At 72.5% G+C, this 21279-nt stretch carries 18 protein-coding genes; 11 read left to right on the top strand and 7 right to left on the bottom strand.

Annotated features, from left to right (window positions below; genetic code table 11):
- Positions 1–32 precede the first annotated feature (32 nt).
- Positions 33–473 (bottom strand): ChaB family protein, encoded by a 441-nt coding sequence (locus C1703_RS01760; protein ID WP_114250197.1) that lies wholly within the window; start codon positions 471–473, stop codon positions 33–35.
- A 126-nt stretch (positions 474–599) separates the two neighbouring features.
- On the opposite strand from C1703_RS01760, the gene C1703_RS01755 reads away from it, so the two are divergent.
- The 3 genes from C1703_RS01755 to C1703_RS01745 all read left to right on the top strand — a co-directional run bounded on the left by C1703_RS01755 (position 600) and on the right by C1703_RS01745 (position 5674).
- Entirely contained in the window at positions 600–974 is a 375-nt protein-coding gene (locus C1703_RS01755; protein WP_114257240.1) for a ferredoxin, read from the top strand.
- 113 nt (positions 975–1087) lie between these two features.
- Positions 1088–2266, top strand: coding sequence for an acyl-CoA dehydrogenase family protein (locus tag C1703_RS01750; protein WP_114250196.1), 1179 nt, complete (start codon positions 1088–1090; stop codon positions 2264–2266).
- A 213-nt stretch (positions 2267–2479) separates the two neighbouring features.
- Positions 2480–5674 carry a glycoside hydrolase N-terminal domain-containing protein gene (locus C1703_RS01745; RefSeq protein WP_114250195.1) on the top strand — a complete coding sequence of 1065 codons (3195 nt, stop codon included), beginning with the start codon at positions 2480–2482 and terminating at the stop codon, positions 5672–5674.
- A gap of 247 nt (positions 5675–5921) precedes the next feature.
- Here C1703_RS01745 and C1703_RS39510 read toward each other — a convergent pair whose 3' ends face one another.
- The 6 genes from C1703_RS39510 to C1703_RS01705 are packed head-to-tail and all read right to left on the bottom strand — an operon-like array spanning position 5922 to position 12478.
- Positions 5922–6896, bottom strand: coding sequence for a carboxymuconolactone decarboxylase family protein (locus C1703_RS39510; RefSeq protein WP_232840379.1), 975 nt, complete (start codon positions 6894–6896; stop codon positions 5922–5924).
- On the bottom strand, positions 6893–7852 hold the full coding sequence (locus tag C1703_RS01725) for a Gfo/Idh/MocA family oxidoreductase (protein WP_114250194.1): 960 nt from the start codon (positions 7850–7852) through the stop codon (positions 6893–6895). Before C1703_RS01725 ends, C1703_RS39510 begins: the two co-directional genes overlap by 4 nt.
- Complete coding sequence (locus C1703_RS01720; protein WP_114250193.1) at positions 7849–9084, bottom strand: Ldh family oxidoreductase; 1236 nt, start codon at positions 9082–9084, stop codon at positions 7849–7851. Before C1703_RS01720 ends, C1703_RS01725 begins: the two co-directional genes overlap by 4 nt.
- The gene (locus C1703_RS01715) at positions 9081–10472 is read right to left on the bottom strand and encodes a M20/M25/M40 family metallo-hydrolase (protein WP_114250192.1); all 1392 of its coding nucleotides are present in this window, start codon (positions 10470–10472) and stop codon (positions 9081–9083) included. The genes C1703_RS01720 and C1703_RS01715 overlap by 4 nt, the downstream gene beginning before the upstream one ends.
- The gene (locus tag C1703_RS01710; RefSeq protein ID WP_114250191.1) at positions 10465–11436 is read right to left on the bottom strand and encodes a sugar phosphate isomerase/epimerase family protein; all 972 of its coding nucleotides are present in this window, start codon (positions 11434–11436) and stop codon (positions 10465–10467) included. The genes C1703_RS01715 and C1703_RS01710 overlap by 8 nt, the downstream gene beginning before the upstream one ends.
- Positions 11426–12478, bottom strand: a complete 1053-nt coding sequence (locus C1703_RS01705) for a hypothetical protein (protein WP_114250190.1) — start codon at positions 12476–12478, stop codon at positions 11426–11428. The genes C1703_RS01710 and C1703_RS01705 overlap by 11 nt, the downstream gene beginning before the upstream one ends.
- A gap of 554 nt (positions 12479–13032) precedes the next feature.
- On the opposite strand from C1703_RS01705, the gene C1703_RS01700 reads away from it, so the two are divergent.
- From C1703_RS01700 to C1703_RS01665, 8 genes are all read left to right on the top strand, one after another.
- Entirely contained in the window at positions 13033–13572 is a 540-nt protein-coding gene (locus tag C1703_RS01700; RefSeq protein WP_114250189.1) for an EF-hand domain-containing protein, read from the top strand.
- Between the two features lie 178 nt (positions 13573–13750).
- Positions 13751–14125, top strand: coding sequence for a hypothetical protein (locus C1703_RS01695; protein ID WP_114250188.1), 375 nt, complete (start codon positions 13751–13753; stop codon positions 14123–14125).
- Between the two features lie 106 nt (positions 14126–14231).
- Complete coding sequence (locus tag C1703_RS01690) at positions 14232–14762, top strand: EF-hand domain-containing protein (RefSeq protein WP_114250187.1); 531 nt, start codon at positions 14232–14234, stop codon at positions 14760–14762.
- A 136-nt stretch (positions 14763–14898) separates the two neighbouring features.
- A complete protein-coding gene (locus C1703_RS01685; protein WP_232840378.1) occupies positions 14899–16173 on the top strand; it encodes a DegT/DnrJ/EryC1/StrS family aminotransferase in 1275 nt (424 codons plus the stop codon).
- Positions 16170–17324, top strand: a complete 1155-nt coding sequence (locus tag C1703_RS01680) for a DegT/DnrJ/EryC1/StrS family aminotransferase (protein WP_114250186.1) — start codon at positions 16170–16172, stop codon at positions 17322–17324. Before C1703_RS01685 ends, C1703_RS01680 begins: the two co-directional genes overlap by 4 nt.
- Entirely contained in the window at positions 17321–18298 is a 978-nt protein-coding gene (locus C1703_RS01675; RefSeq protein WP_114250185.1) for a UbiA family prenyltransferase, read from the top strand. The genes C1703_RS01680 and C1703_RS01675 overlap by 4 nt, the downstream gene beginning before the upstream one ends.
- Positions 18295–19674 carry an NAD(P)/FAD-dependent oxidoreductase gene (locus tag C1703_RS01670; protein ID WP_114250184.1) on the top strand — a complete coding sequence of 460 codons (1380 nt, stop codon included), beginning with the start codon at positions 18295–18297 and terminating at the stop codon, positions 19672–19674. Before C1703_RS01675 ends, C1703_RS01670 begins: the two co-directional genes overlap by 4 nt.
- Positions 19671–21263 (top strand): AMP-binding protein, encoded by a 1593-nt coding sequence (locus C1703_RS01665; protein WP_232840377.1) that lies wholly within the window; start codon positions 19671–19673, stop codon positions 21261–21263. Before C1703_RS01670 ends, C1703_RS01665 begins: the two co-directional genes overlap by 4 nt.
- Positions 21264–21279 lie beyond the last annotated feature (16 nt).

Here is a 21279-nt window from a genome sequence, read left to right as displayed (position 1 = left end):
GCGGGTACCCCTGGTCCTCCCCGTGAACCGGCTCACCTCGATCGCGAGGACGAGCGTGACGAGGACCGCGAGGACGTCCGTGAGGACCTGGTCCGTGCGCGGTTCTCCTTGCGGACGGCGTCCAGCAGCTCCGCCTTCGACATGCGCGAGCGCCCCTCGACCCCCATCCGCTTCGCGAGGTCGTACAGGTGCTCCTTCGAGGCCTGCTCGTCGACGCCCTCGCCGCTGCGCCCGCCCTGCTGCCGGGGCCGGGCCGACCGCGGGTCGGAGGGGCCCTTGCGGCCGCCCTCCTTGCGCTCCCAGTGGTCGCCGACCTTCTCGTGGGTGTGCTTCAGCGCGCCGAACGCCGTGCGGTGCGCGCGCTCGCCCTCGCCGTACTGTTCGACGGCCGAGTCGTGCGCCTTGATCCACGTGCGCTGCGCTTCCTTGGAGGACCGCTCCAGGGTCGACGGAAGCTCCTCTCGCCCGGGCATCTGACTCACCTCCGTGCGTGGTCGTTTCCGGGGTCGGCCGGGTGCCCGGCGGCGGGGCCGGAAAACGGGGCGCGGCCCCTGGGAACACCGGGTTTGACCGGCAGGCCCGGGGGCTACCCGCGCGGTGTGACTTCGACGACATCCCAGCAGGAGCTGTTCCGGTTCCTGGAGGACCGCTTCGCCTGCGCGCAGGCGTGCACCGAGTGCGCGCGGGCCTGTGCGCTGCGCGCGAGCCTCGTGGATCCCGACGGCACCGAGAACCAGGAACTCGTACGACGCAAGGGCATCATGTGCGCGGAGGTCTGCGACGCGACCTGCCGCGTGCTGTCCGAGCAGAACCAGGTCGACGAGACCGGCATCCGCGTGCAGGTGGAGTGGTGCCGGACCGTGTGCCTGGAGGCCGCCCACGCCTTCGACCGGCAGCCGGGCGCGGAGGACTCCGCGGAGGCCTGCCGCGCGTGCGCGCGGGCGTGCACGGACTTCCTCGCGACCCTGACCTGACCCGGCGTCCGCCCGCGCCGGCACGACACCGAGGAGGCATCGCCATTCCCAATCTCTGAAACACGTTCTACGGTGTGCGCCGACAGGACCGGCCTGGGGAGCCTGGAGGCGCCGTGCACCTCGAATACACGCCCGAGCAGCAGCGGCTGCGCAGCGAACTGCGCGCGTACTTCGCCCACCTGGTCCCGGACCACGCGTCCGCACGGCACGGCGACCCGGCCACCCAGAAGCGGTTCTACCGCGAGACCATCCGGCGGCTCGGCGCCGACGGCTGGCTGGGCGTCGGCTGGCCCCGGGAGTACGGCGGACGCGGCCTGACGGCGATGGAGCAGTTCATCTTCTTCGACGAGGCCGCCCAGGCCGGCGTCCCGCTGCCGCTGATGGCGCTGAACACCGTCGGCCCGACGATCATGCAGTACGGCACCGACGAGCAGAAGGCGTACTTCCTGCCGAAGATCCTCTCCGGGGAGATCGACTTCGCCATCGGCTACAGCGAGCCCGGCGCGGGCACGGACCTCGCGTCCCTGCGGACCCGTGCCGTACGGGACGGCGACGAGTACGTCGTCAACGGCCAGAAGATCTGGACGACCAACGGCGACACCGCCGACTGGGTGTGGCTGGCCGTGCGCACCGACCCCGAGGCCCCGCCGCACAAGGGCATCACCATGCTCCTGGTGCCGACCTCGGCCCCCGGCTACTCCTGCACCCTCATCAACACCCTCGCCTCGCACGACACCACGGCGAGCTACTACGAGAACGTCCGCGTGCCCGTCTCGCACCGCGTCGGCGCCGAGAACCAGGGCTGGCGGCTGATCACCAACCAGCTCAACCATGAGCGCGTCACCCTGGCCGCCCACGGCACCATGGCGATCCGCGCCCTGCACGACGTGCAGCGCTGGGCGACCCAGACCAAGCTCGCCGACGGCCGCCGCGTCGCCGACCTGCCCTGGGTCCGCCGCCTGCTGGCCCGCACCCACGCCCGGCTGGACGCGCTGAAGCTGCTCAACTGGCGGATGGTCGGCGCCGTCCAGGACGGCACGCTCACCCCGCAGGAGGCCTCGGCCGTCAAGGTCTACGGCTCGGAGGCCCGGCGCGACGCCTACGCCTGGCTCATGGAGATCGTCGCCGCGCCCGGCGCCCTGAAGGAGGGCTCGGCGGGCGCGGTCCTGCACGGCGAACTGGAACGCGGCTACCGCTCGGCGGTCATCTTCACCTTCGGCGGCGGCAACAACGAGATCCAGAGGGAGATCATCTCCTGGATCGGGCTGGGGATGCCCCGGGTACGCCGCTGACGGCCGGCACGGACAGTCGAGGTAGGTCGACATCCGATGTATCGACGAACTCGTTGCTGCCCTCTCTGCCGTACTGCCAGTGAAACCCTATGAGTTGGCGTTGCAGCCCTCTAGACATCCGATCTATATCGCGGCAAAGATGACGTGCCCCTCGGAGACTCCAAGAGGTGGCACGTCCCCCGTGTCGAACACTCATGGCTGGGAGATCTTGCCGTGACCCATGCGTCCCACCCGCAGCGAAGAAGCGTCCTGAAGCTCGGCGGGGCCCTCGCCCTGGCACCCCTGATCACTCAGCTGGCCGGCGGCACCCCTGCGGGGCCGGCCTTCGCCGCCCCTTCCGCCGCATCGGCGGCCGTCCGGTGGCCGACCCTGTCGCGCAAGGGGCTGAAGTACTCGGTCCCCGCCCTGGACTGGCAGTCGCAGGCGCTGCCGATCGGCAACGGCCGTCTCGGCGCCATGCTGTTCGCCGACCCCGACCACGAGCGCATCCAGTTCAACGAGCAGAGTCTGTGGGGCGGGGTCAACAACTACGACAACGCGCTCGCCGGCAAGCCCGACAGCGCGTTCGACACCAGCATGACCGGCTTCGGCTCGTACCGGAACTTCGGCGACGTCGTCGTCACCTTCGCCGACCGTGCCAAGGTCACCGCTCCCGGGGGGCCGTACCACAGCTCCTCCTCGGAGGGCGTGGAGAAGTCGTGCGACGGCGACGCGGGCACCAAGTGGTGCATCGAGGGGCCCGGTTCGAGGGTGCGGTGGCAGGTCGAGCTCCCCGAGCCCGCCACGGTCGCCTCCTACCGTCTGACGAGTGCCAACGACGTGCCGCAGCGCGACCCGCAGGAGTGGACCCTGTCCGGTTCCGCCGACGGCGCCGACTGGACCACCCTGGACCGCCGCACTCTGGCGGCGCCCTTCGAGAGCCGTTTCCAGACGAAGGAGTTCACCTGCGCCACCAGCGGCTCGTACCGCTTCTACCGGTTCGACTTCGTCCCCAAGGCAGGGGTCAGCCACTTCCAGGTGGGCGAGATCGGTCTGTCCGGTATCGACCTCGGCGGCGCCGCGCTGTACCTGTCGTCGCCGAGCGGGCACTCCGAGGGATCGGGTGCCGGGGCCGGGGCCATGGACGTCTCGTGTTCGGTGGACCGCGATCCCGCCACGGTCTGGCGGGTCGACGCTGCCGCACCGGCGGTCGTCTGGCAGGCCGACCTGCCCCGCGCGGTCGCCGTCACCTCGTACACGCTGACGGCGGCCCCGGACCGTCCGCAGGACGACCCCCGGCGCTGGACGCTGGAGGCGTCGCAGGACGGGCAGTCCTGGGTGACGCTCGACACACAGAGCCCCGGAGCACCCATCGCCGACCGGGGCGAGAGCCGGACGTTCCGGGTCACCAACAGCACCGCCTACCGCGCCTACCGGCTCACGTTCACCCCCGGCGGGTCGTCCACCGGCTTCCAGATCGCCGAAGTCGCCCTGGAAGGCAGGGGGTTCGACACGCGCACGCAGCGCGCGGTCGTCGACTACCAGCGCGCCCTGGACTTCGTAGACGGTGTCCATGTCACTCGCTTCGGCGCGCCGGGGCGGCGCGTCCTGCGGGAGGCCTTCGCCAGCCGGTCGGCGGACGTCATGGTCTTCCGGTACAGGTCGGAATGGGACCGGGGACTTTCCGGGGCGATCTCTCTGACGTCCGCGCAGCAAGGCGCCCCGACGACCGTCGACGCCGCCGCCCGGCGGATCGCCTTCGGCGGAGTCATGGGCAACGGCCTCAAGCACGCGTGCACCGTCCAAGTCGTGCACACGGACGGCGACCTCCGCGCCGACGGGTCGATGCTCCGGTTCAGCGGCTGCACAAGCCTGACCCTGCTGCTCGACGCCCGTACCGACTACAAGCTCGACGCCGCCGCCGGATGGCGCGGAACCGATCCCGAACCGGTCATCACCAGGACACTCGACAAGGCGGCCGCCCGCTCCTACCGGGAACTGCGCGAGGAGCACACCGCCGAGACGCGTGCGCTCATGGACCGCGTCTCCGTGGACTGGGGGACCTCCGACGACGCCGTCGTCGCCCTGCCCACCAACGCCCGGCTCGCGCGTTACGCGGCGGGCGGCGAGGACCCGACCCTCGAACAGGCGATGTTCGACTACGGCCGGTACCTGCTGATCAGTTCCTCGCGCCCGAAGGGCCTGCCGGCCAACCTCCAGGGCCTGTGGAACGACAGCAACTCACCGGCGTGGGCCTCCGACTACCACACCAACATCAACATCCAGATGAACTACTGGGGAGCCGAGACCACGAACCTGCCGGAGTCCCACGAAGCACTCATCGAGTTCATCAGGCAGGTGGCGGTGCCCAGCCGCGTGGCGACCCGCAACGCGTTCGGAAAGGACACACGCGGCTGGACCGCCCGCACCAGCCAGAGCATCTTCGGCGGCAACGCGTGGGAGTGGAACACCGTCGCGAGCGCCTGGTACGCGCAACACCTCTACGAACACTGGGCGTTCACGCAGGACATGAAGTACCTCCGTACCGTCGCGTACCCGATGATCAAGGAGATCTGCGAGTTCTGGGAGGACCACCTCAAGGAGCGCGAGGACGGACTCCTCGTCGCGCCGAACGGCTGGTCCCCCGAACACGGGCCGCGTGAGGACGGCGTCATGTACGACCAGCAGATCATCTGGGACCTGTTCCAGAACTACCTCGACTGCGAGGCCGCGCTGGAGGCCGATCCCGCCTACCGTGCCAAGGTCGCGGACATGCAGGCACGCCTCGCGCCGAACAAGATCGGCAGGTGGGGTCAGCTGCAGGAGTGGCAGGAGGACATCGACAGCCCCACCGACATCCACCGCCACACCTCACACCTCTTCGCGGTCTACCCGGGCCGCCAGATCACCCCGAAGACCCCCGACTTCGCGGCCGCCGCCCTCGTCTCGCTCAAGGCCCGGTGCGGCGAGAAGGAAGGTGTCCCGTTCACGGCCGCCACGGTGTCGGGCGACAGCCGCCGCTCATGGACCTGGCCCTGGCGGGCGGCCCTCTTCGCCCGCCTCGGTGACGGGCAACGCGCCCAGATCATGCTGCGCGGACTGCTCACCTACAACACGCTGCCCAACCTGTTCTGCAACCACCCGCCCTTCCAGATGGACGGCAACTTCGGCATCACCGGCGCCGTCGCCGAGATGCTCCTGCAGAGCCACGACGACGTCATCCACCTGCTGCCCGCCCTGCCCGACGCCTGGAAGGGCAAGGGCTCGTTCACCGGGCTGCGCGCCCGTGGTGGTTACGAGGTCAGCTGTGCATGGCGGGACGGGAAGGTCACGTCCTACAAGATCGTGGCCGACCGGGCACGGAACCAGGGGACCGTCACCGTGCGGGTGAACGGCGCGGACAGGAAAGTGAAGCCGATCAAGCCCTGAAGGCGGCAAGACGTCAAGGCGGCAAGACGACAAGGCGGCGAGGCGGAGACGGCGGCTGCGGGGCGACGACGGCGAACACCGATCCGTTCTCGTCTCGCGCCGTCGCCGTCGCCGTCGCCGTCGCCGCCGCCGTCACTGTCGCCGTCGCCGCCGCCGTCACTGTCGCCGTCGCCGTCGACGGCACGGCCGGTCTTGCCACCGCGTCCTGCCGACCGGTACGCGCTGCGACACCCTGCCCGTGTTCGGCCTACGCGGGGACCTGCGGCGCCTCTCCGCCCCCACGCGCGTCGTCGGGGGCGTCGACGGAGGTGAGGCGGGTGCCCTTCGGCTCCGTGTGCTCTCGGAGACTCCCTGCTCGCTTCGCCACCAGGCCGGTGCTGAGGGCGATCCGGTTCCAGGCGTTGACGGTGGCGACCGTCATGACGAGCGCCGCCAGCTGCCGGTCGTCGAAGTGGGCGGCGGCTTCGTCCCACACGGCGTCCGGCACGCCCTCCGTGCCGAGGCGGGTCGCGGCCTCGGCCAGCGCGAGCGCGGCACGTTCGGCCGCGCTGAAGCAGGGGGCAGCACGCCAGCGCACGAGGGAGGACAGCCGTTCGTCGGTCTCTCCGCCGTTCCCGGCCTGGTGGCGGTGGAGTTCCACGCAGAACGAGCAGCCGTTGAGCTGGCTGGCCCGCAGCTTGACCAGCTCACGCAGCGGCGCCGGCAGCGGGCTCGACGCGAGGTACTGCTCCAGTCCCAACATCGCCTGGTAGGCGGCGGGTTCGAGCTCGGCGAGGTTGATACGAGGGTTCATGGAGGCTCCAGGTGATCGCGCCTCGGCCCGCTGCTCGAACCTGACCTCGGCTTCGGGGGCGAGACCCACCTGCGGGCCGGTGAGCGGCTCGGGCACGGTGATGAGGATGTTGTAGTGGTTCGGGAAGTGACAGGCGTCGAAGCCCAGGACCGTCCCCACCCGGACCCCGCCCGCCCAGACCTCGTCGCCCCGGTCGATGACACCGCCGCAGCCGATCTCCACGAAGCCCAGGAAGCCGACCCGGTCGATCCGGGCACCGGCAGCGGTCTCCGTGTGATCGGTCGTCACCAGCTCATGCACCTCGCCCCGGCGGACGCAGCGGCTCGCGAAGCCCTCCAGGGTCATGCCCCGGTCGTCACGCCGGTGGGTGAGCACCTTCACCAGCTGCCCGTGCACGGCGCGTTTGGCGCCGTCCTCTCCCGGGATCATGCGTGGCGTTCCTCCTGTCGGGGGCGGGGGCGGGGGCGTCCGGCGCGTTCGTGCGCGTAGGCGGCGGCCACCAGTTCCAGGGCGGCCAGGCCGTCCGGCTCGTTCGCGCGACGGCCGGCCAGGACGTCGGTGAAGTCCCGCAGGACACCGACGTACTCGTGCCACAGGGACCCTTTGAACTCCCGGTGGCCCGCGAGCATGTCGGCGCCGTCCACGGTCCCGTCGGCGAGGCGCACCTCCACCGTCTTGCGCTCGCCGGGACGGGACCAGTCGAGCACCACGCGGGCCTCCGCACCGGACGGGGCGCGCAGCAGCACCCGCGCCTGCCGGTCGACGCCCCGCGCGTCGCGGCGCACGGTGGCCCCGGTCACCCGGACATCGCCGAGGAACAGGCGCACGAGGTCGAACGCGTTCGGGCCGTTGTCGGCGAGGCAGCCGCCCCCGCAGCGCTCCGGGTCGAGATACCAGCGGTCCCGGCCGGCGTGTTCCTCGATCGTCTCCTCGTAGCGCACCGTCAACGAGGCGATCGGCGGGCCGGAGGCGATACGCCGGCGCAGCGCCCGCACCTCGCTGTTGTAGCGGCGGTGGAAGGACGTGAACAGCACGGCGTCGTGCTGCCGGGAGAGCCGCACGAGGTGGTGGCCGTCCTCCGGCCGCGTGGCGAGGGGCTTCTCCACGCACACCGCGCGCCCCGCCGCCAACGCGTCCCCGCACACCGGGTGGTGGAGGTCGTTGGGCACGTTGACCACCACGGCGTCCAGGTCGGCGTCCCGCAGCAGCTCACGGTGGTCGCGGTAGCGCGGCACCCCGGCCGGGGCGGTGGCGAGCCGGTCCCGGTCCAGGTCGCACACCGCCACCAGCCGCGCGCACGCCTCGCGTTCGAGCGCGGCCAGATAGAAACGGGAGATGACACCGAGGCCGATGAGGCCGATGCGAGGAGGGCGGAGCGTCGTCACGCCGGGCTCCCCGCCTCGGCGGATTCCCCTGGCGCCGGGAAGGGGAGACCGCTCTCCCGCGCCAGGTCGAGCAGTTCCCGGTGCAGGGCCGCGCCGAGCGGCACGCCGTTCGCACGCCGGTCGCGGCAGCGGGCGTCCTCCGGCCAGCCGGGGTAGCGCACCGGCTCGTCAGCCCGGACCGGCGGGCAGTCGAGGAGGGCACCGAACAGTCCGGCCGCGTCGGTGAGGAACTCCGTCTCGGAGCGGAGCCGCCCGGGGGCGACGGCGAGCAGGAAGCAGCCGATGTCGTCGTCCGGGCCACCCGCCTTCGCCTCCGCCGTCCGCGGGACAGCGGCCGAGGGGCCGAGTCCGGCTCCCGGGACGAGCGCGGACAGCACCTCCACCAGCAGGCCCAGCCCGAAGCCCTTGTAGGCGCCGGTGTCGGGGGTGCCGCCGAGCCAGCTCAGGTGCGCCTCGCCGCGGTCGAAGGCGGCCGGGTCGGTCACCGGGGCGCCGTGGCCGTCGTGCAGCCAGCCCTCGGGCACGCGCTGCCCGGCGCGTGCCGCGGCCCGGACCCTGCCGGTGGGGGCCACCGTGGTGGCCATGTCCAGGACGAACGGCGGCCGGTCGCCGGCCGGGGCGGCCAGCGCGAGGGGGTTGGTGCCGAGCATGGGGGACCGTCCGCCGACGGGGCGGACGATCCGCTGCCGTCCGCAGTTGGCGGTGACCAGGCCCACCATGTGGTGCCGGACCGCGCGCAGGGCGTGGTGGCCCGCGCAGCCGAAGTGTGTGGCGCCGCGCACCGAGACCATGCCGACCCCGTACCGGCGGGCACGCTCGACCGCCAGCTCCATGGCCTCGCCGGCGGCCCACAGTCCGAGCGCCCGACGGGCGTCGAGGAGCACGGAGGCACCGTGGTCGGCGACGATCCGAGGCTCCGCCCTGGGGTCGCACCGGCCCGAGTCGAGCAGTGGCAGGTAGAGGCGGGTGAGGTTGGTGACGCCGTGACTGGTGAAGCCGGTCAGGTCGCCGTGGCACAGCGCCTCGGCGGCGGCTTCGGCGCGGTTCTCGGGCAGCCCCCGGCCGACGAGGACCCCGGTCACGAAGGCGAGGAGGTCCCGGTACGGCACGCGCACGCCGGGGGCGCCGGGGGCCCGGGGCGGCACGACACGCGGGCCGGAGCGAGGCGACTCGTCCGTCGCGGCCCTGGTGGTCTTCGGGGTGGCGGACGTGGTGGAGGCCGTCGAGGTCATCGGGCGGAGATCCTGTCCTCGGCCGCGCCGGGCGCGGCAGCTCGATGGGCGTGGGTTTCTGCGGCGGCACCGGCGCCGGGCGGCGGGTGGCGGACGCGGGCGACGAGGAGGCGGGCGATCTCGTCGGCGTAGCGGTCCAGGTCGGCCAGGTCGGCGTACTCACCGGCGGCGTGGGCCCGGTTGGTGTCCAGGTCGCCGGGGCCGAAGACGGCCGTGTAGCCGTCGGGGACCTCCGCCATCCAGATCGCGTCGCAGGTGAAGGCCGGTTCCTCGTCGGGCCAGCGCGCCAGACCCGCATGCCGTTCCAGCAGTTCCTCGGCCCACGGCGCGCGGCCTCGGCCGTCCAGCGCGGGCAGGCCGCGTTTGGCCCAGTGCAGCGAGGTGATCCGGGCCGCGTCGGCGGCGGTCCTGGCCAGGTCGCGGGTGCCGGCCGCCTCGGCGGAGAAGGTGGCGAGGGCCTCGTCCAGGGCTTCCCGCAGGGCGGTTTCGGCGGCCTCGCCGGCCGCCCGTGAACCGTAGGAGACGTTGAGCAGCAGCCGGCCGGTGCCGTAGACCCTGTTGTGCCGCTCACCGGTGTGCAGGCCCGCCACGCACACCCTGCCGTCACGGATCCGCGGGGGCAGGGCGCGGGCCAGGTGGTGGCTGATGTGCCCCAGCAGCACGGTCGCGTTGTGCCCGGCCTCGGGGCGATCGTCCACGGCGTCCTCGCCCTCGACGCGGACGACGGCCGTCATGGACGCCGTCGAGCGCGGCAGGAAGCGGTGCCCGGTGGGCTCGCAGAACAGGTTCAGTCCGCCGGTGAACCCGGCCTCCACCAGCGGCCTGGTGCCGAACGTCCCCATGGCGCCGCCCTCTTCACCGGCGACGGCCTGCACGAGCACGCCGACCCGGCTGCCCAGGGCCGGTTCCGCGGCCCGGGCCGCCCGGATGCCGGCGAGCAGGGCGACGGCGGGGCCCTTGGCGTCGATCGCTCCCCGGCCGGTGAAGCGCCGTCCGTCGAAGTGGGCCGGCCACCATCCGGCCACGGTGTCCAGGTGGACGTTGAACATCACCGTGTCCCGCCGCGGGAGCCGCGGGCCGAGGCGCAGCACCAGGCTGGGCTGGCGGGCCAGGAACGTCTCGTCCCGCGCCGCCTCCCGGACGATCAGCGGTACGTCCTCCCCGCACAGCACGCCCGGTTCCGCCGGGGCGTGGCGCAGTACCCGCAGACCGAGCTGCGCCGCGGCCGCCGTGTAGGTCCGCCCGGCCTCCCACAGGGACACGGCCGGGCCCGCGTCGCCCGTCTCCAGCGGTCCGGCCGTGGGGGTGTCGAGCAGGCGGAGCAGCAGCTCGTGATCGGCCGGTGTCAGCCGTGCGGGAGGCGACAGGGCGGCCGGGACGTCAGTCATGCCGCCTCCCGCCACCGGCGACGGGGGTGCGGGCCGGCAGGACGTCCTGCCGGACGAGCCGCTCCAGGTGCCGGCCGTAGCGGACGAACGCCGCCACCCCGTCGGAGCCGGTGATGTCGTGGTCCTCGTGCGGCCGCAGGTGGGTGTGCGGTTCGATCGACCACGCGCCCGTGTAGCCGTGATCGAGGAGGGCCTTGAGGCAGGAGCGCACACCCGATTCCCCGTCCCCCGGCAGTGTGTATCCGACGTGGCCGTCCGGTCCCGTGCGGGCGTCCTTGACGTGCACGTGGGCGACGTGGCCGATGATCTCGTCCAGCAGCGCGCGGGCGTCGTAGCCGTAGGGCACCCCGTTGCCGATGTCGAACAGCAGCCGCAGCGCGGGGCCGCCGGCCCGGTCCAGCAGTTCCAGCATCCGGTCGGCCCGGGCGCCGGCCCAGCCGCTGCAGTTCTCGTGCAGCAGCACCAGCCCGTGCTGCTCGGCCTGCCGGACCAGCAGGGTCATCCGGGCCAGCACCCGCCTGCCCCAGTCCTCTTCGTCCAGACCGGCGTTGGGGTAGGACATCACCCGGACGTACCGGGTGCCCAGGGCGGCACAGCGCCGGGCCAGCACCCGCAACTCCCGCTCGTCGTCCTCGAAGCGGCCGGTGACCGGCCGGCTCCAGTTGGCGATCCGGGAGTCGACGCAGACGACGTCGAGGCCTGCCGCCGTGATCCGGTCGGCCAGGGCGGCGAAGGCCCGGTCGTCCAGGTCGGCGATCGCGACGCCGTCGACGGTGCGCAACTCGATCGCGTTCCAACCCAGTCGGCGTAACGCGTCCAGTTGCCCCGTGAGGTCCGCCGCGGCCTCGTCCCCGATGCCCGCGAAACGGATGCCGGGTGCGGCCTGGCCGGTGCGGTCGTTCCCGGTCGTCGCGGCGGACCGGGGCAGCCGGCAGTTCGCTCCGGAGGGGTGGTCAACGCCCATGGGTGATCGCCTCCTTGCGGCGGGTCCCGCCGCCGGTGGGTGGTGCGGCCGCTTGCTCGTCGGCGGCCAGCCGCTTCGCCTCGTCGAGCAGTTCGACCGTGCGCACGTGCAGGCCGAGGTCGTCGGAGCCGGTCCCCTCCCCGCAGGCGGCGAAGTCGCGGTAGGCCTGCGTCAGGCAGGACCTGAGGGAGTCGTCGGGAAAGACCTCGCGTGTGGTGTGGCCGTCACGGGTGATCTCCAGTTGGGCGAAGTCGTCGTCCTGGCCGACCGCGTAGTGCCCGACGACGCTGCCGCCCGCCATGTCCAGGGCGATGCGCCGCTGGCGTACCGGTGCGGACAGGTCGGACAGGACCTCGCTGCGGATCCCGTCCGCGTGCAGCAGTTCGAGGTGCGCGCCGCCCATGCGCGGCACCGTCACCGGACCCACCCGCAGGTCGGTGCCGGTGGCGCGGTGCACCCGCGCGTCGCCCAGGAGGCGCAGCAGGACGCCCACCGCGTGCGGGGCCTCCACGTCGAAGGCGGAGGTGTGGCTGCCGCTGCCGAGGGAGCGCCGGAACCGGGGTTTGTGCTGGATGACGGACACGGAACGCACCTCGCCGAGCCGCCGGTCGCCCACCAGCCGGACGAGACGCCGGGTCAGCGCGCTGTGCAGCCAGGGGGCCACCACCGACAGGCGCAGGTCGTGTTCCCGCGCGAGGCGCAGCAGGCTGCGGAGCGCCTCCCGGTCACCGGCCAGCGGCTTCTCCGCCAGGATCCGCGAGAACCCGAGGGCGGCGACCTCGCGGAGCACCTCGACGCGCACGGCGGGCGGAGTGCACAGGTGGACGACGGTGCGCGCGGGGTCCACCAGATCGCAGGCCTGGCGCAGGGAATCGGCGATCAGCAGGTCCCGCTGCCCGGGTGGGGAGCCGTTCCCGGGGTCCACGCCCACGATCGGATGGTCGGCGAAAGCCGCGAGGGCCTGAGAACGCGCGCGCAGCAGCACGGGCACATGCAGTCCCAGGCCGGCGCGGCCCAGGCCGACGATCAACGTGCACAGCACGTCCAGACCCCCTTGTGCGTCTTTTCGGAAAGTAATACTCGACGAGCGTTGAAATCGGGCTCGGGCGAATTGAAAACGATCGGCATACCCATTCTGCCGCCCCGGGAAACACGCACGGCGGTTCTCGTGAAATATGCGACGGGAGGGACGCGGGTTGCGTTGTCGCGGCCTCGACGCATCGTATCCGATGGTGGCGTTCTTCGCCTTTGCTCGCCACTTCTGCGGCTGACGGGAAGATGGCTGGAATGAACGTCGGGAGCGGCGGTGGGGTGCGATCTTCCCGGCGTGTTCCGTCCAGCAGGGCGATTCCGCCGGGGCAGCCGAACCCGCGGGCGAAAACAATCGGCCGCGGGGGGAAGCTCACCGTTCCAGGAAAAATGTTTCTGCGGTTCGGGTGATCCGGCCCTCCATTGACAGGCGTCGACGGCTGCCACTATCCATGTAGCTTGCAGCGAGGAATTGCAAATTCGTCTTGCGTGGGGCGGTTGATCGCCCGGCCTCTGCTCGGGTTTTTCCATCTCCCTGCCGCAGTTTTTCCGACGACGAGGAGTGAGATGTCCAACAAGACTGCCCAGGTCGAGCGTCTCCGGCAGCGCTTCGAGCTGTACGACACCGACGGCGACGGACGGGTCCGACGCGGGGACCTGGAGGCGGAGGCCCGGCGCATCGTCGAGGCCTTCGGCGAGCCGGACGGCTCACCCAAGGCCCAGGCACTGCTGCACGCGTACCCGCACATGTGGGACTACATGATGGAGCAGGCCGGCCGCGACCCCGGTGACTCCCTGTCCGCCGACGAGTTCGTCGCGATCGCCGACGCCCAGATGCTGAGCCAGGGCGCGGCCGGCTTCAGCACCATGCTCCGGCCCAGCATCCGAGCGATGGTCGACCTGTGCGACATCGACGGCGACGGGCAGGTCGACCCGGCGGAGTTCCGGAAGTGGCTCGCCGCCATCGGCAACGACCGGGTCGACGCCGACGAGGTGTTCGGCCAGGTGGACACCGACGGAAACGGGCAACTGTCCGTCGAGGAACTCGTCGCCGCGGTGGGCAGGTACCACGCGGGGGAGCTCGACGCCCCGCTGCTGGGTGTCTGAGCCGCAGGCCGGCCGGGGTCGCTCCGGGCGCGAGACGCTCCGGGCGGCCCCCCGCCCGCGGACTCTGCCGACCCCCGTGGAAACGCGGGGCGGGGCCCGGCCCGACGGGTCACGACCGGCCGGTGCGGCGGGCCCGCCGGCGCCACCGGCCAGACCCCTCCTCGTGCGTGCCGCACTCGTGCTGCTCGCGCTGGGGCAGGGACTGCCCGGGCTGTGGGCCCTCTTCGCGCCGCGGTCCTTCTACGACGAGTTCCCTTTCCCGGGCCTCGGGTGGGTGACCAGATTCCCGCCGTACAACGAACACCTGGTGCGCGATCTCGGCGCTCTGTCACTCGGCCTGACGGCTGTTCTCATTTCGGCCGCTGTCGTCCCGGAGCGGCGCCTGGTGCGGGCGGCGGCCTTCGGATGCCTCGCTTTCACGATTCCGCACCTCATTTTCCACGTCGCGCATCTCGGGCGCTTCGGCACCGCGGACGTGGTCGGGCAGCTCATCTCCCAGGTGGCCCCGATTGTTGTATCGGGGTGTGTCCTGCTGTCGAGTCGGCGGGACTGAAAAAAGAGGTCCATTGTCTTTATCACTCGTGTGAGTGGATTGGCTGGGCCTGCTCCGGTAAGTATCTGAACCGCGTGTCCAGAGAAGGAAAAAGGAAAGGAATAACGTGACCACTTCCGTGCAGGAACAGCGGCTGCGTCGCCGATTCGACATGTGGGACAAGAACGGCGACGGCACCATCGAGCGCAGTGACTGGGCCGACGAGGCACAGCGCATTCTGGCCTCGTTCGGGGAAAGCGAGAGTTCCCCGAAGGGCCGGGCCCTCACCGACGCGTACCTCGGTATGTGGGACCACCTGGCGGGGCAGGCCGGAATCGGGCCCGACGGGACGCTGAGCTTCGGCGAGTTCGCGGCCGTGGCGGCGAAGCAGGTGCTGGAGCGCGGGCAGGACGGCTTCGACGAGGTGCTGCGCCCGACGATCGGCGCGATCGCGAACCTGTGCGACACCGACGGTGACGGCCAGGTCAGCCCCCAGGAGTTCCAGCGCTGGATGCACGCCATCGGCAGCGACGAGGCCACCGCGCAGACGGCGTTCGAGCTGATCGACAGCGACGGTGACGGGCAGCTGTCGGTCGAGGAGCTCATCGCGGCGGTACACCGCTACCACTCCGGCGACCTGGACTTCGCCCTCCTCTGACCGCCTGTCGACGACGGGGCACCGCTCCCGCGTCCGGCGCCCCCCGGCCCGCCGGGGAGCGCCGTCCCAGGTGCTGTCCGCCCCGTTCCCGCCGAGCGCTCGGCCCGCCTCCGCCACCACCGCCACGAGAGGAACCATGCACGACGCATTCTCCGGACAGAGGAACGGCGGGCTCGGCATGGCGACGTCCGGCGCTCCCCGCACCCCGGCCCGCACCTCGGCCGGGGTGCCGGCCGGCTCCCCGGCCGGCACCTCGCGGCCGGTGCCTTTCTTCACCCAGGCACGGACCTTCGAAACCCTCTGGCCGGACATCAGGTCCCGGCTGGCCGAGGTCTTCGACGACGGCAAGTTCTCGCACGGCCGCCAGGTCGCCCGGTTCGAGGAAGCCCTCGCCCAGTGGACCGGCGCACGCTACGCCGTGGGGGTGAACAGCGGCACCGACGCCCTCGTGCTGCTGCTGCGCGCCTGCGGCCTGCGACCCGGCGACGAGGTCGTCGTCCCCGCGTTCACCTTCGTGGCCTCGGCCTCCGCCGTCGTGCTGGCCGGCGGCCGGCCGGTCTTCGCCGACATCGACCCCGTCACCTACACCCTCGATCCCAAGTCCGCGGCCGACGCGATCACCCCGCGCACCCGCGTGATCATGCCCGTCCACCTGTTCTGCCAGTTGGCCGACATGGACCCGCTGCTCGACCTGGCGCGCCGGCACGGGCTGACGGTGGTGGAGGACAGCGCGGAGGCCATCGGCATGCGGTGGGACGGCGTGCACGCCGGGCTGCTCGGAACCGGGGGAGTGCTCTCGTTCTTCCCCACCAAGACGCTCGGCGCCATCGGGGACGCCGGGGCCATCCTCACCGACGACCCTCAACTCGCGGAGACCGCGGGGGCGTTGCGCCACCACGGGCGCTACGGCCGTACGCTGGCCCACTTCCCCGGCATCAGCAACGAGACCACCGTCAACGGCGTCAACAGCAAGATGGACGACATCCAGGCGGCCGTCCTGCTCGCCAAGCTCACCCGCCTGCACGAGGACATCGCCCGCAGGGCCCTCCTCGCCGCCGCCTACACCGAACGGCTGGCCGGCACACCCGGCGTCCTGCGGCTGCCCACCGTGGTGCCCCGCACCGCACGGACCGACCCCGTCTTCTACGTCTACCTCGTCGAGGTCGAGCGGCGTGACGCACTGGCCGCCTACCTGACCGGGCACGGTGTGGGCACCGAGACCTACTACCCGGTCCCGCTGCACCTCCAGGAGTGCTTCGCCCCGCTGGGCCACCGCCCGGGCGACTTCCCGCACGCCGAGGCGGCCTGCGAGCGCACGATCGCCCTGCCGCTGTACCCCGACATGAGCCTCGACGACGTCGACACGGTGTGCGACCTCGTCCGCCGTTTCGCAACGGGGAGGGCGGCGTGACGATCGCCTTCTTCCCGCCGGACCTCTTCGAGGACGACCGGCAGGTGCTGCTGGACCTCGTCCACGCCGTCGGCACCGCGCCGGAGCAGCGGTTCCTCCTCGGTGAGCACACCGCCCGTCTCGAGGAAGCCCTGCGCACCTCGCTCGGCGCCGCCGACGTCGTGGCCTGCTCCAGCGGCACCTCCGCGCTGACCCTCGTCCTGCACGCCCTGGGCATCGGCCCCGGCGACGAGGTCGTCGTACCGGCCTACGGCTGCGCACCGCTCGCCAACACCGTGGCAAACCTGGGGGCGACGCCGGTGTTCGCGGACATCGACCCGTGGACGATGGTGGCCGACCCCGACGAGGTGGAACAGGCGATCACCGACCGGACCCGGGCCGTCATGCCGGCGCACATGTTCTCGGTGATGGCCGACATGCCTCGCATGCGCGAGATCGCCCGGCGGCACGGCGTGCGCCTGGTCGAGGACTCGGCGGTCGCCCAGGGCGGCGTCCTCGACGGCCGCCCCGCCGGCACCTGGGGAGAGGCCGGGGTGTTCTCCTTCGTCCAGGTCAAGACCTTCGGAACAGCCGGCGAGGGCGGCGCCGTCGTCACCATGGACCCCGAACTCGGCCGTACCGTCCGCTCGTTGCGCAACCACGGCCAGAGCGAGCGGTTCGTCTACCCGCGCACCGGCCACAACAGCCGGTTCGACGAGGTCCTCGCGGCCTTCCAGCTCCACCGCCTCCCCGGCCTCCGCGCCCGGCTGGAGCGCCGGGCCCGCATCGCCGACTACTACACCGAGCGCTTCACACCGCTGCGCGAGCGCGGTGTGCTGCCCCCGCCGCCCGGCCGCGACGGCCGCTGCTTCTACGTGTACTCGCTGCTCGCCGAGGAACGGGACGACCTGAAGCGGTACCTGGCCGACCGGGGCATCCAGAGCCACGTCTACTACCCCCTCCCGCTGCCGCACCAGACGGCCTTCACCCGGTTCGCGCCCCCGGGCCGCAGCTGGCCGCACGCGGAGAGCGCCGCCCGGCGCCAACTGGCCCTCCCCGTCCACCCGCGCCTGACCGACGCCCAGGTGGAACACATCGCGGACACGGTCTGCGCCTACGCCGGGCGAGCGGCAGCCGCTGACCGAACCCACCCGAAGGAGCGGAGCAGATGACGACCCGCACCGAGGCCGGACCCTCCACGTCCGGAACGACCCGCCCCGAGAGCAAGCTGCGCAGCTACGCCCGACTGGGCAAACTCGACGTCTACGACTACTACCCGAGCGTCGCCGTGGGGCTGTCCGCGGTGCTGCTGCCCCTCTCCGAGCTGCCGACCGCGACGATCGTGACGCTCGCCCTGTTCCTCCTCGGCGCGGTCTTCGTGATCGTGGCGATGGTCGCCCTCGACGACGTGACCGGCTACCGCGACGGCAGCGACGCCGCCAACTACGGCCCGGACGACCCGCTGCGCAACAAACTCCGCAAGCCGCTCGTCGCGGGGACCCTGACCCTGCGCGAAGCACTCGGTTTCGGCTGGGCCACCGCCGCGGCCGGCGCCGTCCTGTGGGCCGCGGCCGTGGCGACCGCCCCGTACCGGCCCACCTGGACCGTGGTGCTCATCGTGGTGCTGTTCGTGGTGTCCGTGCAGTACTCCTACGGGCTGAAGATCAGCTACCACGGCTTCCAGGAGGTCTTCCTCGCGGGGCTCGGCGCGGCGCTCGTGCTGGCGGCGTACGGGCTGGCAGCCGGCCACTTCTCCGGGTTCGTCATGGTGCAGGGGGTGCTGTTCGGCTTCGGTCCGCTGCTGTTCGGCGTGTACTCCAACACCAACGACATCCCGGGAGACCGGGCCGTCGGGCGGCTCACCGTGGCGTGCCTGGTCTCGCCGAAGGGCAACGCCGTCTTCATCGGCGCCCTGTCCGCGGCCGAGTTCCTGATCGGCGCGGTCGCCTCCGCCGCCGGGATCGCCCCCTGGTGGTTCGTGCTGCTGATGCTGCCCGTCACCGCGCTGCGCCTACGGCAGTACCTCACCGGCTTCCGCCAGGGGGACATCATGCGCGCCCGCAAGCTCGGGTTCCCGGCGCACCGGGTCAGCACGGTGCTGCTGATCACCGCGAACCTGATCGTCGGTGCCGGGGCCGCCGGATGAGCCCTGATCTCGACGTGGCCGTGGTCGGCGCGGGCATGGCCGGACTGACCACCGCCCACGAACTGCGGCGCGCGGGCCTGAAGGTGCGGGTCTTCGAGGAACAGGACCACGTCGGCGGCCGGATGCGCAGCGTCCGGCAGGACGGCTACATCATCGACGAGGGCGCCGAACAGATCTCGGACCAGGGCTACCGCGCGACCTGGGAACTGCTCGCCCGGCTGGGGGTGCCGGACCACGACGTGCCGCGCATCGGCAGGTGCATCGGAGTGTGGCGCGGCGGACGGGCCCACCCCGGCGTGGCGGACCCCTCCGCGGTGCTCACCGGTGCCGGGCTCTCGCCCCGCGCCCGGTTCGACCTCGCCCGGCTCCTGGCCTGGGCGGGCACCCACCGCCGCGCGTTCGACGCCGACCACCCCGAACGGACCCCCGCACGGGCCCTGACGGTCGGGGAGTTCGCGCGGCGCTACCACCGGGACGTCCACGACTACCTGCTCCAGCCCGTCGCCGGCAGCTTCTTCGGCTGGGACACGGCACGCTCCGCCGCGGCCCCGATGCTCAGTCTGCTGCTGGAGGTCGGACCGGCCGCCGGCTGGCGGACGTACCGCGACGGCATGGACCTGCTCGCCCGACGGCTGGCCGGGGGACTCGACGTGGTCACCGGCACCCCCGTGCAGGAGGTCGTCACCGAGGAAGGCTCCGTACGGCTGCGCGTCGGGAACGACACCCTCACGGCGCGCTCCGCGGTCCTCTGCGTGCCCGCGCCGGTCGCGGCACGCCTGCACGTCAACGCCCCGGCCGACGAGCTTCCGTTCCTGACGGCCTGCACCTTCACCCCCACACTGAAGGTCAGCTGCCTGCTGGACCGGCCGCTCGCCCCCGAGTCCCGCAAGCCGCTCTACGTCCTGCTGACACCGGACGCGGAGGACGACGTACTCTCCGCGATCATCGTCGACCACGCCAAGCACCCCGGCCGCGCACCCGCCGGGAAGGGGCTGCTGACCCTGATGGCCGACGCCCGCCGCATCCCCGAACTGCTGAACGCGCCGCAGGGGCAGACGGCCGACCGGCTCGTCAGGGCGGCCGCCCGGTACGTCCCCGGTCTGGAGAGGGCCGCCGGGCGCCGCTTCGTGCACGCCTTCACCCACGGTCTGCCCGAGGCGACCCCCGACGCCCTGCGCCGACGCGCACGGTTCATGGCCCGCCCCGCACGGCCGGTCGAGTACGCCGGCGACTGGGTCATGCTGCGGCCCGCCAGCGAGGGCGCCGTGCGCTCGGGCGCCCTCGCGGCCTCACGGGTCCTCAGCCGGCTGCGACCGCCCAGGACGACCGGCCCCACGTGCCCGGCCGCCCGCACCGTCGAGGAGAACCTCTCGTGAAACCGCACGACATGGGCGTCCTGTTCGACGAATGCGCCGCACAACGGATGGGCACGCAGGTCCACTTGGACCGGCCGTTCACCATCGGCGCGGACGCCCGGACCCACTACACGCTCCCGCAACTCGCCGCGCTCGTACGGGACGCGGCCGGCTGGCTGACCGCGGCAGGGGCCGGCCCCGGGGACCGGGTGGCCATCGTCAAGGACAACCACTGGGACTACGACCTGCTGGCCTGCGCCGCCGTGCGCGTCGGCGCCGTCCCCGCGCAGCTGTCCGCCCACCTGTCCGGGGAGGTGCTGCGGACGCTCCTGGCCCGGCTCGCCCCCGCCCTGCTGGTCACGACCGCCCAGGTGCTGGAACGCGGCCGGCGGGAGGGCGCCGACCTGGCCGCCGCCGCCCGCGCCACGCTCGTGCTGGACGGCGCCCTGCCCGGGACGCTCGGCCTGGACGACGTCCGCGGACGCACCGCCCCCGGCCCCCACCGCAGACACGACGACGAACCCCTGGTCATCCACCACACCTCGGGCACCACCGGAGTGCCCAAACTGGTCGTGCACTCGACCCGCACGATCATCGGCAAGCTCGCCCGGTTCGAGAGCGCGCGGCTGCCGCGGATCGGACTGCGGCGCAGCGACACCCTCGTCAACGCGAGCGCGTTCGCCCACGGCCGCACGTTCTGCTGGACCGCCAGCGCCCTGTCCATGGGCCCCGCCGCGATCTCCATCATCACCACCCAGGACCCCAACCTCGCCGACCCCGCGCTGCGCGCCCACCCGCCGACCGTCCTGGAGGCGCTGCCCGCCTCGTTCGTCCGCTTCCAGCCCCTGACCGAAGGGCTGGACAACCCGTTCCGGCGCGTCCGCCTGGTCATCAGCACGTACGACGCCATGCATCCCCCCACCGTCCGCGCCTACCTCAGGGCGAGCCGGCACCACAGCCCCGTGTGGCTGGAGGGATGGGGACAGACCGAGACGGGACCGCTGACCTTCCGCTTCCACACCCGGCGGTCCGTCCACCGGACGTCCAGCGGGACCGGCACCCGGAACCTCGGACGCCCGGTGCCCGTGAAGACACGGCTGCGGGTGGTCGACCCCGACACCCTCCGGCCCCTGCCGCGCGGCCGGGCGGGCCTCGTCCTGGCCAGGACCGCCGCCCGCGCCCTGGGCTACGTCGGCGAGGAGGACCGCTGGTCGGCCAAGCGGCACGGCAACTGGTGGAACACCGGCGACATCGGCGTCCGCAACCGCGACGGCAGCATCGACCTGCTCGACCGCGAGGTGGACCGCACCCCGCGGCTCAGCTGCCTGCGCACCGAGGACCTCCTGGAGACCCGGCTGCCCCAGGCCCTGGAGTGCGTCGTCCTCGCCGAGCCCGGCCGGGACCCGCTGCCCGTCGTGGTCACCGCCGACGGTGCCCTGGACCGGGCCCGCTGGAAGGAAGCGGTCCGGGATCTGCCGCCCCTGCGGGAGCCGGTCGCCCTCACCTGGGACCAGGTGCCGCGCACCGGCACCGGCAAAGTGCGGCGCGGGGAGCTGCTGCACCGACTCACCGGCCGCAGCGACACCTCCGGCTCCGGCCGGTGGACCTGACGACACGACAAGTGCC

Source organism: Streptomyces sp. Go-475 (genome assembly GCF_003330845.1).
Taxonomy (GTDB): Bacteria; Actinomycetota; Actinomycetes; order Streptomycetales; family Streptomycetaceae; genus Streptomyces.
Note: the sequence above shows the minus strand (reverse complement) of the source record. Positions and strands in the feature narration are given on the sequence as shown.

Bases quoted from the DNA above. Each gene is read 5' to 3' on its own strand.
- C1703_RS01715 (WP_114250192.1), bottom strand. From the start codon at position 10,472: ATGACTGACGTCCCGGCCGCCCTGTCGCCTCCCGCACGGCTGACACCG.
- C1703_RS39510 (WP_232840379.1), bottom strand. From the start codon at position 6,896: ATGATCCCGGGAGAGGACGGCGCCAAACGCGCCGTGCACGGGCAGCTG.
- C1703_RS01670 (WP_114250184.1), top strand. From the start codon at position 18,295: ATGAGCCCTGATCTCGACGTGGCCGTGGTCGGCGCGGGCATGGCCGGA.
- C1703_RS01700 (WP_114250189.1), top strand. From the start codon at position 13,033: ATGTCCAACAAGACTGCCCAGGTCGAGCGTCTCCGGCAGCGCTTCGAG.
- C1703_RS01760 (WP_114250197.1), bottom strand. From the start codon at position 473: ATGCCCGGGCGAGAGGAGCTTCCGTCGACCCTGGAGCGGTCCTCCAAG.
- C1703_RS01685 (WP_232840378.1), top strand. From the start codon at position 14,899: ATGCACGACGCATTCTCCGGACAGAGGAACGGCGGGCTCGGCATGGCG.
- C1703_RS01720 (WP_114250193.1), bottom strand. From the start codon at position 9,084: ATGACCTCGACGGCCTCCACCACGTCCGCCACCCCGAAGACCACCAGG.
- C1703_RS01675 (WP_114250185.1), top strand. From the start codon at position 17,321: ATGACGACCCGCACCGAGGCCGGACCCTCCACGTCCGGAACGACCCGC.
- C1703_RS01710 (WP_114250191.1), bottom strand. From the start codon at position 11,436: ATGGGCGTTGACCACCCCTCCGGAGCGAACTGCCGGCTGCCCCGGTCC.